The organism is Streptomyces sp. Tek67B01, from assembly GCF_055231995.1.
Genome location: NZ_JBUYUY010000001.1, coordinates 4,586,619 through 4,600,382, shown reverse-complemented (window position 1 = coordinate 4,600,382; position 13,764 = coordinate 4,586,619). Strand labels below are relative to the sequence as shown.

Genomic DNA, 13,764 nt, shown 5'->3' with positions numbered 1-13,764 from the left:
GGACCTCACTGATGTTCAGCACTGTTCTGGTCGCGAACCGGGGCGAGATCGCGGTACGGGTCATCCGCACGCTGCGGCAGCTCGGCATCCGCTCCGTGGCCGTCTTCAGCGACGCCGACGCGGACGCGCGCCACGTCCGGGAGGCCGACACGGCCGTACGGATCGGCCCGGCGGCCGCCGCCGGCAGCTACCTGTCGGTGGAGCGGCTGCTCGACGCGGCCCGCCGCACCGGCGCCGAGGCCGTCCACCCCGGCTACGGCTTCCTCGCGGAGAACGCCGGGTTCGCGGCGGCATGCGAGGAGGCGGGCCTCGCCTTCATCGGACCGCCCGCGAGCGCGATCTCCCTGATGGGCGACAAGATCCGGGCGAAGGAGACGGTGAAGGCGGCCGGCGTCCCGGTCGTCCCCGGCTCGTCCGGGAGCGGCCTGAGCGACGCCGAACTCGCCTCCGCCGCCGAGAAGATCGGCATGCCGGTGCTGCTCAAGCCCTCGGCGGGCGGCGGCGGCAAGGGCATGCGCCTGGTGCGGGACGCGGAGCTGCTCGGCGAGGAGATCGCGGCGGCCCGCCGCGAGGCCCGGTCCTCCTTCGGCGACGACACGCTGCTCGTGGAGCGGTGGGTGGACCGGCCGCGGCACATCGAGATCCAGGTGCTGGCGGACGCGCACGGCAACGTGGTGCACCTGGGCGAGCGCGAGTGCTCTCTTCAGAGGCGCCACCAGAAGGTCATCGAGGAGGCGCCGTCCGTCCTGCTGACGCCGGAGCTGCGGGCCTCGATGGGCGCGGCGGCGGTGGAGGCGGCCCGCTCCTGCGGGTACGTCGGCGCGGGCACGGTGGAGTTCATCGTGCCGGGCGGTGACCCGTCCTCGTACTACTTCATGGAGATGAACACCCGGCTCCAGGTGGAGCACCCGGTGACGGAGCTGGCCGTATCCATCGCGGGTGGCGGCCTGGACCTGGTGGAGCAACAGCTGCGGGTGGCGGCCGGGGCCGAACTGGGCTTCACACAGGCCGACGTCACCCTCACCGGCCACGCGATCGAGGCCCGGATCTGCGCGGAGGACCCGGCGCGCGGGTTCCTGCCGTCGGGCGGGACGGTGCTCGCGCTGTCCGAACCGTCGGACGGGGCGGTACGTACCGACTCGGGCCTGGTGGCGGGGGTGGACACGGGCTCGACGTACGACCCGATGCTGTCGAAGGTCATCGCCTACGGGCCCGACCGCGCGGCGGCCCTGCGGGTGCTGCGCGGCGCGCTGGCCGACACGGTCATCCTGGGCGTCCAGACGAACGCCGGCTTCCTGCGCAGGCTGCTGGCCCACCCGGACGTGGTGTCGGGCGACCTGGACACGGGGCTGGTGGAGCGGGACCTGGCGTCCCTGCTGCCGGAGGGCGTCCCGCCCGAGGTGTACGCGGCTGCCGCACTGCTGTCCGTCCCCCACCCGGGCCATGCCCGGAACCGGGGCTCCGCCGCACCCGGTCCGGGGGCGGCGGACGGGCCGGCGACGTGGGTCGGCCCCTTCGACGCCGCCGACGGCTGGCGCCTCGGCGGAACCCCGGCCTGGACGGTGCACCACTTCCGCCTCCCCGGCCAGGACCCGGTGGAGGTCCGCACCCGACCGCTGGGCGCCGAGACGGAGGTCCTTCTCCCGGCCGACGACGGCGGCGCGGCGCAACGCCCCGCCGCCCGCGGTCGGATCGTGAGCCGCACCCCCGACTTCGCGACGGTCGAACTCGACGGCGTCACCCACCGCTTCTCCTACGCCCGCTCCCCGGAGGGCACCTGGCTCGGCCGCGACGGCGACACCTGGCACCTCCAGACCCACGACCCCGTCACCGCGAACCTCGGCGGAGCGGGCCGCGCGGGCGCCGACACCCTCGCAGCGCCCATGCCCGGCACCGTCACCGTCGTCAAGGTCGCCGTCGGCGACCACGTCACGGCCGGTCAGAGCCTCCTGGTCGTCGAGGCGATGAAGATGGAGCACGTCATCTCCGCCCCGCACGCCGGCACCGTGACCGAACTCGACGTCTCCCCCGGCACCACCGTCGCCATGGACCAGGTCCTGGCCGTCGTCACCCCCGAAGCGGAGGGAGAGAGCGCGTGAACGGCCTCCCCATGACCGTCCCCGACACCGGCCTTCCCGCCCGCGTCCGAATCCACGAGGTCGGCGCCCGCGACGGCCTGCAGAACGAACGGACCGCCGTCCCGACGGAGGTCAAAGCCGAGTTCATCCGCCGCCTGGCGCAGGCCGGGCTCACCACCATCGAGGCCACCAGCTTCGTCCACCCCAAGTGGGTGCCGCAGCTGGCGGACGCCGAGCAGCTGTTCCCCCTCCTCACCGACATCGAGGCGGCCCTGCCCGTCCTCGTCCCCAACGAGCGCGGGCTCGACCGCGCGCTCGCCCTCGGGGCGACCCGCATCGCGGTGTTCGGCTCGGCCACCGAGACCTTCGCCGCCCGAAACCTGAACCGCACCGTCGCCGAGTCCCTCGCCATGTTCGAGCCCGTCGTGGCCCGCGCCAAGGAGCGGGGGGCGCACGTACGCGGTTATCTGTCCATGTGCTTCGGCGACCCCTGGGAGGGCGCGGTCCCGGTCCCTCAGGTGGTGCGCACCGCCAAGGCGCTGCTCGACCTCGGCTGCGACGAACTCAGCCTGGGCGACACCATCGGCGTCGCCACCCCGGGCCACGTCCGGGCGCTGCTGTCCGCGCTGAACGAGGAGGGCGTCGCCACCGAGCGGATCGGCGTCCACTTCCACGACACCTACGGGCAGGCCCTGTCCAACACCCTCGCCGCGCTACAGCACGGCGTGACCACGGTCGACGCCTCCGCCGGCGGACTCGGCGGCTGCCCGTACGCGAAGAGCGCCACCGGCAACCTCGCCACCGAGGACCTGGTGTGGATGCTCGACGGTCTCGGCATCGGGACCGGGGTCGATCTGGCCGCCCTCACCGCCACGAGCGTGTGGATGGCCGAGCAGTTGGGCCGACCGAGCCCTTCCCGTACCGTCCGCGCCCTCTCCCACAAGGAGTAACGAGAACCATGTCCCTCGACCACCGGCTCACTCCCGAGCACGAGGAACTCCGCCGTACCGTGGAGGAGTTCGCCCACGACGTCATCGCGCCCAAGATCGGCGACCTGTACGAGCGGCACGAGTTCCCGTACGAGATCGTCCGCGAGATGGGCCGGATGGGCCTGTTCGGCCTGCCCTTCCCGGAGGAGTACGGCGGCATGGGCGGTGACTACCTCGCCCTGGGCATCGCCCTGGAGGAGCTGGCCCGTGTCGACTCCTCGGTCGCCATCACCCTGGAGGCCGGTGTCTCCCTGGGCGCCATGCCCATCTTCCGGTTCGGTACCGAGGAGCAGAAGCGGCAGTGGCTGCCGCGCATGTGCTCCGGCGAGGTCCTCGGCGCCTTCGGTCTGACGGAGCCGGGCGCGGGCTCGGACGCGGGCGGCAGCCGGACCACCGCCGTCAAGGACGGGGACGAGTGGGTGATCAACGGCTCGAAGTGCTTCATCACCAACTCCGGTACGGACATCACCGGCCTGGTCACCGTCACCGCCGTCACCGGCCGCAAGGCGGACGGCCGCCCGGAGATCTCCTCGATCATCGTTCCGTCCGGCACCCCGGGCTTCACGGTCGCGGCCCCGTACTCCAAGGTCGGCTGGAACTCCTCGGACACGCGGGAGCTGGCCTTCGACGACGTGCGCGTCCCGCTCGCCAACCTGGTGGGCGAGGAGGGGCGCGGGTACGCCCAGTTCCTGCGCATCCTGGACGAGGGCCGGGTCGCGATCTCGGCGCTCGCCACCGGGCTGGCGCAGGGGTGCGTGGACGAGTCGGTGAAGTACGCGCGGGAGCGGCAGTCCTTCGGCCGGCCGATCGGCGACAACCAGGCCATCCAGTTCAAGCTGGCCGACATGGAGATGCGCGCCCACATGGCCCGCGTCGGCTGGCGCGACGCGGCGTCACGTCTGGTGGCGGGCGAGCCGTTCAAGAAGGAGGCGGCGATCGCGAAGCTGTACTCCTCCACCGTCGCCGTGGACAACGCCCGTGAGGCGACGCAGATCCACGGCGGGTACGGCTTCATGAACGAGTACCCGGTGGCCCGGATGTGGCGGGACTCCAAGATCCTGGAGATCGGCGAGGGCACGAGCGAGGTGCAGCGCATGCTCATCGCCCGCGAACTGGGCTTCGCGGGCTGACGGTCGGTCCGCTCGTGGACGCGTGACGGGCAAGGGGGCCCGGAGGAAGTCAGGGTCCCCTTACTCATTTCGAGCAAGGTTAGGCTAACCTTCCTTCGAACGGCCCCGTGGCCGCACTGAACGCACCACGCACGAAAGCGGACACCGCCATGCCCAAGTCCCGAACCTCCCCCTTCACCCGCCGCGGTCTCCTCGCGACGGGCGGCGCCCTCGGCCTCGTCGCGGCGCTCTGCGCCTGCGGCGGCGCCGACAAGACCGAGGGCGCGACGGGCGGATCGGACAAGGGCGCGGCGGCCTCCGGCCCCTGGAGCTTCAAGGACGACCTCGGCAAGGAGGTCACCGCCAAGTCGACGCCGAGGAACATCGTCGCCTTCACCGGCACGGCGGCCGCGCTCTCCGACTACGGCGTCAAGGTCAAGGGCGTGTTCGGCCCGACCAAGACCGCCGACGGCAAGCCCGACGTCCAGGCCGGCACCATGGACATCTCCAAGGTCGAGATCCTGGGCAACGTCTACGACGAGTTCAACGTCGAGAAGTACGCGGCCCTGCGGCCCGACCTGCTCGTCACCAACACCTGGGACGGCAGCTACTGGTACCTCCCCGAGGCGTCCAAGGACAAGATCCTCAAGCTGGCCCCGGCCGCCGCGATCTCGGTGGGCGGCGACGCCACCCTCGACAAGTCGCTGGAGCGCACGGCCGCCCTCGCCAAGTCACTGGGCGCCGACCTGAACTCCAAGGCCACCGTCGACGCCAAGGCCCGCTTCGAGGCCGCCTCGGCCAAGGTCCGCGAGGCCACCAAGGCCAACCCGGGCATCAAGGTGCTCGTCGGCTCCGGCTCCGCCGACCTGTTCTACGTCTCCACCCCCAAGACCTCCGCCGACCTCAAGTACTTCGAGTCGCTCGGCGTCGAGTTCGTCACCCCGGAGAAGCTGGACAAGGGCGGCTTCTTCGAGAGCCTGAGCTGGGAGAACGCCGGCAAGTACAAGGCCGACGTCATCCTCCTCGACAACCGCACCGGCACCCTCCAGCCGGAGGAGCTCAAGGCCAAGCCGACCTGGGCCGAGCTGCCCGCCGTCAAGGCGGGCCAGATCACCCCGCGTGTCACCGAGCCGATCTACTCGTACGACAAGTGCGCCAAGATCCTGGAAGACCTCGCGAAGTCGATCCAGAGCGCCAAGAAGGTCAGCTGACCCCGCCCTCTTCCGGCGCCGCCGATCCACTCCCGGGGGGACCCCGCGCATGACCGCCACCGACACGACCGCCACCGGCGCCACCGCCACCGCCACGACCGGTGCCACCGCCTCGGACACCGGCGTCGTCGCCCACTTCCGCTTCTTCGCCCTCGAAGTGCTCCGCACCCGCCGCCTCGGCCACTCGTTCCTGCGGGTGACCTTCGGTGGCGAGTCCCTCGCCGGGTTCCGCTCGGGCGGCTACGACCAGAGCCTCTCGCTCTTCCTCCCACCCCCGCACCGCGAGCACACCGTGCTGCCGTCCACCGATGAGGACACCTGGTTCGGGGCCTGGCGCGCCATGCCCGAGGCCGAGCGCCCGGTGATGCGCTCGTACACCGTGCGCGAGCAGCGGCGTACGCCCGAGGGCGTGGACGAGGTCGACATCGACTTCGTGCTCCACGGGGACAGGAGTCCGGCGTCCGCGTGGGCGGGGCGGGCGGTCACCGGCCGCCGTGTCCTCGCGATCGGGCCGGCGGTCGCGGAGAACAAGTCCGTACGGTTCGCACCACCGGCGGACACCGACCTCGTCCTGATGTACGCGGACGAGACCGCCCTGCCGGCAGCCGCCGCGATCTTGGACCGGCTCCCCTCCGGCACCCGCGTCACGGCCTGGTTCGAGGTCCCGCACGAGGACGACCGCCTCCGCCTCGACACCCGCGCGGACACGGACGTCACCTGGGTGGTGCGCGGCGCGGGCGCGGGCCGGGAGCGGACCGAGCAACTGGTGGAAGCGGTCCGCGCGAGCGAACCGCCCGCCTGCGAGGCCCCGTACGCCTGGATCGCCGGCGAGTCCGGCACGATCCGCGCCGTACGCCGCCACCTGGTGCGCGAACGCGGCGTCGACCGGCGCCGGGTGCGCTTCACCGGCTACTGGCGCCTCGGCGCGAGCGAGGAGGAACTCCTCGCCGAGGCGTACTCGGGGCAGGCTCCCAGCGAGGACCCGAGCGCGGAGCTGTAACCCCAACAACCCCTGGACAGACCTCATTTCAGCGAGGGCCCCGGCCGATCGGCCGGGGCCCTCGCTGTTTGGCGAGTAAGTAAGGTTAGGCTAACCTAAGCATCACCCCACCACCGCTCCCCCTGCCCGGAGGAAAGTTGATGCGTTCGCATCTGCTCAACGAGACGACCGCGGACCTCTACCGGCGTTCCGTGACCGAGGGCGTCGACCGCGTCGCCGCCAAACTGGCCACCACGGAACGACCCCACACCGGTGTCTCCGTCGACGAACTCGCCCCGGTCATCGACGCGATCGACCTCGACAAGCCCCTCGAAGACCCGGCCGCCGCCCTCGACGAGCTCGAAGAGGTCTACCTGCGGGACGCGGTGTACTTCCACCACCCCCGCTACCTCGGGCACCTCAACTGCCCCGTCGTCATCCCCGCCGTGCTGGGTGAGGCGATCCTCTCGGCCGTCAACTCCTCACTGGACACCTGGGACCAGTCGATCGGCGGCACCCTCATCGAGCGCCGACTGATCGACTGGACCGCCCGGCGCATCGGCCTCGGCCCGCGCGCGGACGGCGTGTTCACCTCCGGGGGCAGCCAGTCCAACTTCCACGCCCTACTGCTGGCCCGCGACGAGGCCTGCCGGATCGCCGTGCAGCGGGCCCGCGCCGAGGGCCGCGACCTCACCAAGGCCGCGCTCCTGCCCCGGCTGCGCATCCTGGCCTCCGAGGCGAGCCACTTCAGCGTCCGCAAATCCGCCGCCATGCTCGGACTCGGCTACGAGGCCGTCGTCTCCGTCCCCGTCGACCGCGCCCGCCGGATGGACACCTCCGCCCTGGCCCTGGAACTGGAGAGCTGCGCCCGCGACGGCCTGGTCCCGATGGCCGTCGTCGCCACCGCCGGCACCACCGACTTTGGGTCCATCGACCCCCTCCCCGAGATCGCCCGTCTGGCCGCCGAGCACTCCACCTGGATGCACGTGGACGCCGCCTACGGCTGTGGACTACTGGTCTCCCCGACGCGCCGGCACCTCCTCGACGGCATCGAGCACGCCGATTCGGTCACCGTCGACTACCACAAGTCCTTCTTCCAGCCCGTCAGTTCGAGCGCGATGCTGGTCCGCGACCGCGACACCCTGCGGCACGCCACGTACCACGCGGACTACCTCAACCCCCGTCGCATGGCGGAGGAGAAGATCCCGAACCAGGTCGACAAGTCCATCCAGACCACGCGCCGATTCGACGCCCTCAAGCTGTGGATGACGCTGCGCGTGATGGGGGCCGACGGCATCGGATCGCTCTTCGACGAGGTCATCGACCTCGCCGCGGCCGGCTGGCGACTCCTCGACGCCGACCCGCGCTTCGAGGTCGTCGTACGCCCCCGGATCTCCACCCTCGTCTTCCGCTTCGTCCCCGAGGGGGACCTGCGGCCCGACCTGGTCGACGAGGCCAACCTCCACGCGCGCAAGGCCCTGTTCGCCTCCGGCGAGGCCGTCGTCGCGGGCACCAAGGTCGACGACAGGCAGTACCTCAAGTTCACCCTCCTCAACCCGCAGACCACGACGGCCGACATCGCGGCCGTCCTCGACCTCCTCGCCGCGCACGCCGAGCAGTTCCTGGGAGAATCCCTTGCCGTCCACTCGTGAACCCCGTGACTTCATCGGTATCGGCCTCGGCCCCTTCAACCTGGGACTCGCCTGCCTGACCGCGCCGATCGACGAGCTCGACGGACTCTTCATCGAGTCGAAGCCGCACTTCGAGTGGCACGCCGGGATGTTCCTGGACGGCGCGCACCTCCAGACGCCGTTCATGTCGGACCTGGTCACCCTCGCGGACCCGACCTCGTCCTTCTCCTTCCTGAACTACCTGAAGGACAAGGAGCGGCTGTACTCCTTCTACATCCGGGAGAACTTCTACCCGCTGCGCGCCGAGTACAACGACTACTGCCGCTGGGCCGCCGACCGCCTCGACAACGTCCTGTACTCGACCTCCGTCACCGAGGTCACCTACGACGAACGGGCCGGGCTGTACGAGGTGCACACCGACCGCGGTGAGACCCACCGCGCCCGCCGGCTGGTGCTCGGCACGGGCACCCCGCCGTTCGTCCCGCCCGCCTGCGCGGGCCTCGGCGGCGACTTCACCCACAACAGCTCCTACATGGACCGCAAGGCGGAGCTCCAACGGAAGGAGTCGATCACCCTGATCGGCTCGGGGCAGAGCGCCGCCGAGATCTACTACGACCTCCTCGGCGAGATCGACGTACACGGCTACCGGCTCGACTGGGTCACCCGCTCCCCCCGGTTCTTCCCGCTGGAATACACCAAGCTGACCCTGGAGATGACGTCCCCCGAGTACGTGGACTACTTCCACGCGCTGCCCGAGGAGACCCGCTACCGGTTGGAGACGCAGCAGAAGAACCTGTTCAAGGGCATCGACGGCGAGCTGATCAACGCCATCTTCGACCTGCTCTACCAGAAGAAGATCTCCTCGCCCGGCCCGGTACCGACCACCCTGCTGACCAACACCTCGCTGAACTCCGCCGCGTACGACACCACCTCGGGCCGGTACACGCTGGGCCTGCGCCAGGAGGAGCAGGAGCGCGACTTCTCCCTCACCACCGAGGGCCTGATCCTCGCGACGGGCTACAAGTACGCCCTCCCCTCCTTCCTCGCCCCCGTCCGCGACCGCCTCAACTTCGACGGTCACGGCCGGCCCGACGCGGCCCGCAACTACAGCATCGACGTGACCGGGCGCGGGATCTTCCTGCAGAACGGCACCGTCCACAACCACTCCGTCACCTCACCCGACTTGGGCATGGCCGCTTACCGCAACGCTTACATCATCGGAGAGCTCCTCGGCCGCGAGCACTACAAGGTCGAGAAGTCCATCGCGTTCCAGCAGTTCGCCGCCCCGGAAGGCACCCTGGTATGAGCACCACCGAACTCCTCTTCACCCGTACCGATCCGGCCCTCGGCGATTTCGCCCTGCGCCCGCTGGACCCGTTCTCCGACGCGGAGCTTCTGCACGGCTGGGTCACGCACCACAAGGCGGCCTTCTGGCTGATGGGCGACGCCTCCCTCCCGGACGTGGAGCGCGAGTACATGCGGATCGCGGCGGCCGAGCACCACGAGGCCTTCATCGGCCTCCACGACGGCCGCCCGGCCTTCCTGATGGAGAAGTACGACCCGAGCCGGCTGGAGCTGGTCGGCCTGTACGAAGCCCGGCCGGGCGACGTCGGCATGCACTTCCTGGTCGCGCCCAGTGACACGCCCGTCCACGGCTTCACCCGCGCGGTGATCACCACCGTCATGGCGGCCCTGTTCGCGGACCCGGCGACGGAACGCGTCGTGGTGGAACCGGACATCCGCAACACGGCGGTCCACGCCCTCAACGAGGCGGTCGGCTTCCTGCCGGACGGCCCCGTCCGCAAGCCCGAGAAGGAAGCCCTGCTGAGCTTCTGCACCCGCGCCCGGTTCGAAGCGGCCATGCGGGAGGCCTCGATATGAGCCTCGCCGACGCCGTCTCCCACCTCACGCCCGAGCTATGGGCACGGGCCAACCGCGCCCTGGTCCGCAAAGCCCTCGCGGAGTTCTCCCACGAGCGCCTGCTGACCCCGCAGCCCCTCGGTGACGACCGCTACCGCGTCCTGAGCGACGACGCCTCGGTCGAGTACCGCTTCGAGGCCACCCTCCACGCCCTGGACCACTGGTCGGTGGACGAGTCCTCGATCTCCCGCAGGCGGGACGGCGCCGAGCTCCCGCCGGACGCCCTCGACTTCCACATCGAGCTGCGCGAGACCTTGGGCCTGAGCGCGGAGGTCCTGCCGGTGTACCTGGAGGAGATCTCCTCAACCCTGGCGGGCGCGGGCTTCAAGTACGCCAAGCCCCCGGTCCCGGCCGCCGTCCTCGCCAAGTCCTCATTCCAGGACATCGAGACGGGCATGACCGAGGGCCACCCCTGCTTCGTGGCCAACAACGGCCGCCTCGGCTTCGGCGTGGACGACTACCGCGCGTACGCCCCGGAGGCGGCGAGCCCGGTCCGCCTCGTGTGGGTCGCGGCCCACAAGGACGTCTCCACCTTCACGGCGGGCGCGGGCCTGGACCACGACTCCTTCATGCGCGAGGAGCTGGGCGAGGAGACCGTCGCGGCGTTCTCGGCCGAGCTGACCGCCCTGGGCCTGGACCCGGCGGACTACCACCTCTTCCCGGTCCACCCCTGGCAGTGGTGGAACAAGACCACCGTCACCTTCGCGGCCGAGATCGCCAACCGCCGCCTCGTCCTCCTGGGCGAGGGCGAGGACGCCTACCTCGCCCAGCAGTCGATCCGCACGTTCTTCAACACGAGCGCCCCCGAGAAGCACTACGTCAAGACGGCCATATCGGTCCTCAACATGGGCTTCATGCGCGGTCTGTCCGCCGCGTACATGGAGGCCACCCCGGCGATCAACGACTGGCTGCACCAGCTGATCGGGTCCGACCTGGTACTGCGGTCCGTGGACTTCTCGATCATCCGCGAGCGGGCGGCGATCGGCTACCACCACCGCCAGTACGAGCGCGCGACGGACCGCCACTCGCCGTACCGCAAGATGCTGGCCGCGCTCTGGCGCGAGTCCCCGGTGGCCTCCCTGAAGGACGGCGAGCGCCTGGCGACGATGGCCTCGCTCCTCCACGTCGACGCGGAGGGCGAGTCCTTCGTCGGCGCCCTGATCGCGGAATCGGGCCTGCCCCCCGCGCAATGGCTCCGCTCGTACCTCCGGGCGTACCTCGTCCCCCTCCTGCACTGCTTCTACGCGTACGACCTCGCGTACATGCCGCACGGCGAGAACACGATCCTCGTCATCGAGGGCGGCGTGGTGAAGCGGGCGGTCTTCAAGGACATCGCCGAGGAGATCGTGGTGATGGACCCGGACGCGGTCCTGCCACCGGAGGTGGAGCGGGTCCGGGCGGACGTGCCGGAGGACATGAAGCTGCTGTCGATCTTCACCGACGTCTTCGACTGCTTCTTCCGCTTCCTGGGCCCCATCCTGGCCTCGGAGGGCATCTGCGAGGAAGAGACCTTCTGGCGGGCGGTGGCCGACTGCGCCCAGGCCTACCAGGACTCCGTCCCCGAGCTGGCGGACCGTTTCACCCGCTACGACCTCTTCGCACCGGAGTTCCAGCTGTCCTGCCTGAACCGCCTCCAACTGCGCGACAACCGCCAGATGGTCGACCTCGGCGACCCCTCGTCGGCCCTCCAACTGGTCGGCACCCTCAAAAACCCCCTCACCCCCTTCGCCCGCCACTGACCGGGGGCGGGGCGGGCGTCGACACGGTCCCTCGACCCCCGCCCGGCCCGGGGCCCGGCGGCGTCAGCGGTACCGGATGACCCGGACCCCGGACTCCCGCAGGGTGTCCAGCCTCGTGAACTCGGCCGCGGAACCGTCCACGAGTCCCACGATCCCGGCCTCGGAGCGCAGACCGGTGAGCAGCAGCCCCGTGGACTCCCGACCCCGGCCGTCCAGGCGGCGCACCCACACCAGGGCGCGGCCTCCGGCCGGTAGCGCCGCGATCGCCTGGACCGAAGCCGCGACGGTCGGGAACTCGGACACCTCCATGATCGGACCCAACTGGCTCATCGTGGAGGTGAACCAGTCGGCCTTGCCCGGCGCGGGGGTGGGGCCCGCCTGCTCACCCCGGTCCCAGCGGGCGAAGAATCCCCACGGGTCTGAGTTGGGCAGCAGGAACGGCTCCCCCGGTCCCTTCGGCACGACCACCGCGGCGTCGATCATCGAGTGTCGCCAGTCCTCGCCCCTCAGCGCGGCCGTGGTCTGACAGCCGTGGTCTGACAAGCGAACAGCCAACCGCGAGCGGTCTCGTCCGCCGGGTCCGGCGCCACCAGCTCCACCGGCTCCTCATACGTCCGCCGCAACCACTCCTCGGCCTTGAGCCGGGCCGCCCCGAAATCCTCGGCGGACTGTGGCGCCCCGGGGCGGAACCGCGCGAACACCAGCGCCGGCACACCGACGGTGTCCAGCCGGGCCAGCCCGCCGGTCATGCCGTCCAGGAACACGACGCTGCCGTTGTTGTTGTGCACGTACAGCAGGTGCCCGCTGACCTCGGTGCCTCCGATCGCGCGGCGCACCCACACCACACCCTGGGTGTCCGGTCCGGTCTCCTCGGCGCGTTGGATCACCTCGTCCCAGCTCGCGCACCGCAGCTGCTCGGCGGTCGGGAAGTACCGCTTGAGCAGCAGCTCCCACCACCCCGGCGCCTCGTGCACCGGCTGCCAGGGCAACGGAGACGACGGCGCCCCGGCGATCATGGCGGCCACCGTGACGACGCACCCGCGCGCGTTCAACCGCCGCGCCTGCGCCTCGGGGTCCCTCCCTTCCCGGGTCCGGGTGTAGTCCGCCGCGTCCCCCCACGGGTCGTTCGCGGCCGGATGGAAGGGCCGGCCGGGGCTCTTGGGTACCACCACGGAGGCTGCCAACATGGGCGTCCGCGGGCAACCGGGCTGCGCGATGGTCCGGCACGCGAACAACCAGGTACCCGCGTCCTCGGCGACCGGCCCGATCCCCACCAGTTCGACCAGCCCGTGATAGGTCTCGAGGAGCCACTCCAACGCTTTCTGCCACGGCTCGGCCTTACGGGTCTTCGCTTTGGTCGCCGCGTCCCAGCCGCCGTGTCGGACGTACACGAGGTACTCCTCCAACGGCAGGTGCGTCGGTGGAAAGCGCACCGCCGTGCCGTCCTTGGGCACGAGCACCATCTTTTCCATGGGTCCCACCCACGGATCGTCCGCGTCGATGCTCTCCTGTGTGTCGATTCTGATAAGCCACGCCAGCTCGTGCTCCTCGCTGAGCTCCGGCTGAACGACGAGCGTCCAGGGCTCGTAGGTGAATGCCCGCTCGAGATATGGCCTAGCCACCTCGATGGCCTCGTTCAACGTCCGCAATCCGATCCCCACCCCTTCGGCCCGGATGCCGCGACCCTCGCGCTACAGAACGCGCTACAGAATGCGCCGCGCTTGTTCGTAGATGGCGACACGCCGTTCACGGTCCACCTCCGGCACGACATACCTGCGCCCTCGAACCTGTTGCAGGAATTCATCCGGCAAGGTGACGTGGTATGTCACCAGGTAGAACCACAGATCCCCTCGCCAGACCCACTCCCCGTCGGTGAGGATGTTGTCGCCGCCCACAATCCTTTCATCCGATCCCAGGACGTCCTTCACCGACCCCATGAAGGTGAGGATCTCGCACCCACTGTCGAGATAGCTGAAGATGTCAGCCTCGTCAGTTTGCGCGGACTCTCCCACAAAATCCCTGACCGAACCGTCCGGCACTCCTGCGGCCACAGGCCACAACTCTTCATAAAAACCAAGAATCTTCACGTTTCTCTCCTGAATGCAATC

The 13,764-nt window shown here is 70.4% G+C and carries 12 protein-coding genes; 9 read left to right on the top strand and 3 right to left on the bottom strand.

Annotated elements, in window-relative coordinates:
- Positions 1 to 11: 11 nt before the first annotated feature.
- The 9 genes from ACV7NM_RS20705 to ACV7NM_RS20665 all read left to right on the top strand — a co-directional run bounded on the left by ACV7NM_RS20705 (position 12) and on the right by ACV7NM_RS20665 (position 11,656).
- The gene (locus ACV7NM_RS20705) at positions 12 to 2,099 is read left to right on the top strand and encodes an acetyl/propionyl/methylcrotonyl-CoA carboxylase subunit alpha (protein ID WP_463411662.1); all 2,088 of its coding nucleotides are present in this window, start codon (positions 12 to 14) and stop codon (positions 2,097 to 2,099) included.
- A gap of 11 nt (positions 2,100 to 2,110) precedes the next feature.
- On the top strand, positions 2,111 to 3,028 hold the full coding sequence (locus ACV7NM_RS20700) for a hydroxymethylglutaryl-CoA lyase (RefSeq protein WP_463414006.1): 918 nt from the start codon (positions 2,111 to 2,113) through the stop codon (positions 3,026 to 3,028).
- Positions 3,029 to 3,036: 8 nt separating this feature from the next.
- Positions 3,037 to 4,197, top strand: a complete 1,161-nt coding sequence (locus ACV7NM_RS20695; protein ID WP_463411661.1) for an acyl-CoA dehydrogenase family protein — start codon at positions 3,037 to 3,039, stop codon at positions 4,195 to 4,197.
- Positions 4,198 to 4,346: 149 nt separating this feature from the next.
- Positions 4,347 to 5,387 carry an ABC transporter substrate-binding protein gene (locus ACV7NM_RS20690; protein WP_463411660.1) on the top strand — a complete coding sequence of 347 codons (1,041 nt, stop codon included), beginning with the start codon at positions 4,347 to 4,349 and terminating at the stop codon, positions 5,385 to 5,387.
- Between the two features lie 49 nt (positions 5,388 to 5,436).
- Positions 5,437 to 6,387, top strand: coding sequence for a siderophore-interacting protein (locus tag ACV7NM_RS20685; protein WP_463411659.1), 951 nt, complete (start codon positions 5,437 to 5,439; stop codon positions 6,385 to 6,387).
- A gap of 140 nt (positions 6,388 to 6,527) precedes the next feature.
- Positions 6,528 to 8,018 carry a pyridoxal phosphate-dependent decarboxylase family protein gene (locus ACV7NM_RS20680; RefSeq protein WP_463411658.1) on the top strand — a complete coding sequence of 497 codons (1,491 nt, stop codon included), beginning with the start codon at positions 6,528 to 6,530 and terminating at the stop codon, positions 8,016 to 8,018.
- Positions 8,002 to 9,303: a lysine N(6)-hydroxylase/L-ornithine N(5)-oxygenase family protein gene (locus ACV7NM_RS20675; protein ID WP_463411657.1), complete on the top strand. Its 1,302-nt coding sequence runs from the start codon at positions 8,002 to 8,004 to the stop codon at positions 9,301 to 9,303. Before ACV7NM_RS20680 ends, ACV7NM_RS20675 begins: the two co-directional genes overlap by 17 nt.
- Positions 9,300 to 9,878, top strand: coding sequence for a GNAT family N-acetyltransferase (locus tag ACV7NM_RS20670; protein WP_463411656.1), 579 nt, complete (start codon positions 9,300 to 9,302; stop codon positions 9,876 to 9,878). Before ACV7NM_RS20675 ends, ACV7NM_RS20670 begins: the two co-directional genes overlap by 4 nt.
- Complete coding sequence (locus ACV7NM_RS20665; RefSeq protein WP_463411655.1) at positions 9,875 to 11,656, top strand: IucA/IucC family protein; 1,782 nt, start codon at positions 9,875 to 9,877, stop codon at positions 11,654 to 11,656. The genes ACV7NM_RS20670 and ACV7NM_RS20665 overlap by 4 nt, the downstream gene beginning before the upstream one ends.
- Positions 11,657 to 11,719: 63 nt before the next feature.
- Here the strand turns inward: ACV7NM_RS20665 and ACV7NM_RS20660 are convergent, their stop codons facing one another.
- The 3 genes from ACV7NM_RS20660 to ACV7NM_RS20650 form a co-directional block, all read right to left on the bottom strand.
- Positions 11,720 to 12,139 carry a hypothetical protein gene (locus ACV7NM_RS20660; protein ID WP_463411654.1) on the bottom strand — a complete coding sequence of 140 codons (420 nt, stop codon included), beginning with the start codon at positions 12,137 to 12,139 and terminating at the stop codon, positions 11,720 to 11,722.
- Between the two features lie 23 nt (positions 12,140 to 12,162).
- Positions 12,163 to 13,296, bottom strand: a complete 1,134-nt coding sequence (locus tag ACV7NM_RS20655) for a YrhB domain-containing protein (RefSeq protein ID WP_463411653.1) — start codon at positions 13,294 to 13,296, stop codon at positions 12,163 to 12,165.
- Between the two features lie 63 nt (positions 13,297 to 13,359).
- Positions 13,360 to 13,743 carry a hypothetical protein gene (locus ACV7NM_RS20650; protein WP_463411652.1) on the bottom strand — a complete coding sequence of 128 codons (384 nt, stop codon included), beginning with the start codon at positions 13,741 to 13,743 and terminating at the stop codon, positions 13,360 to 13,362.
- Positions 13,744 to 13,764 lie beyond the last annotated feature (21 nt).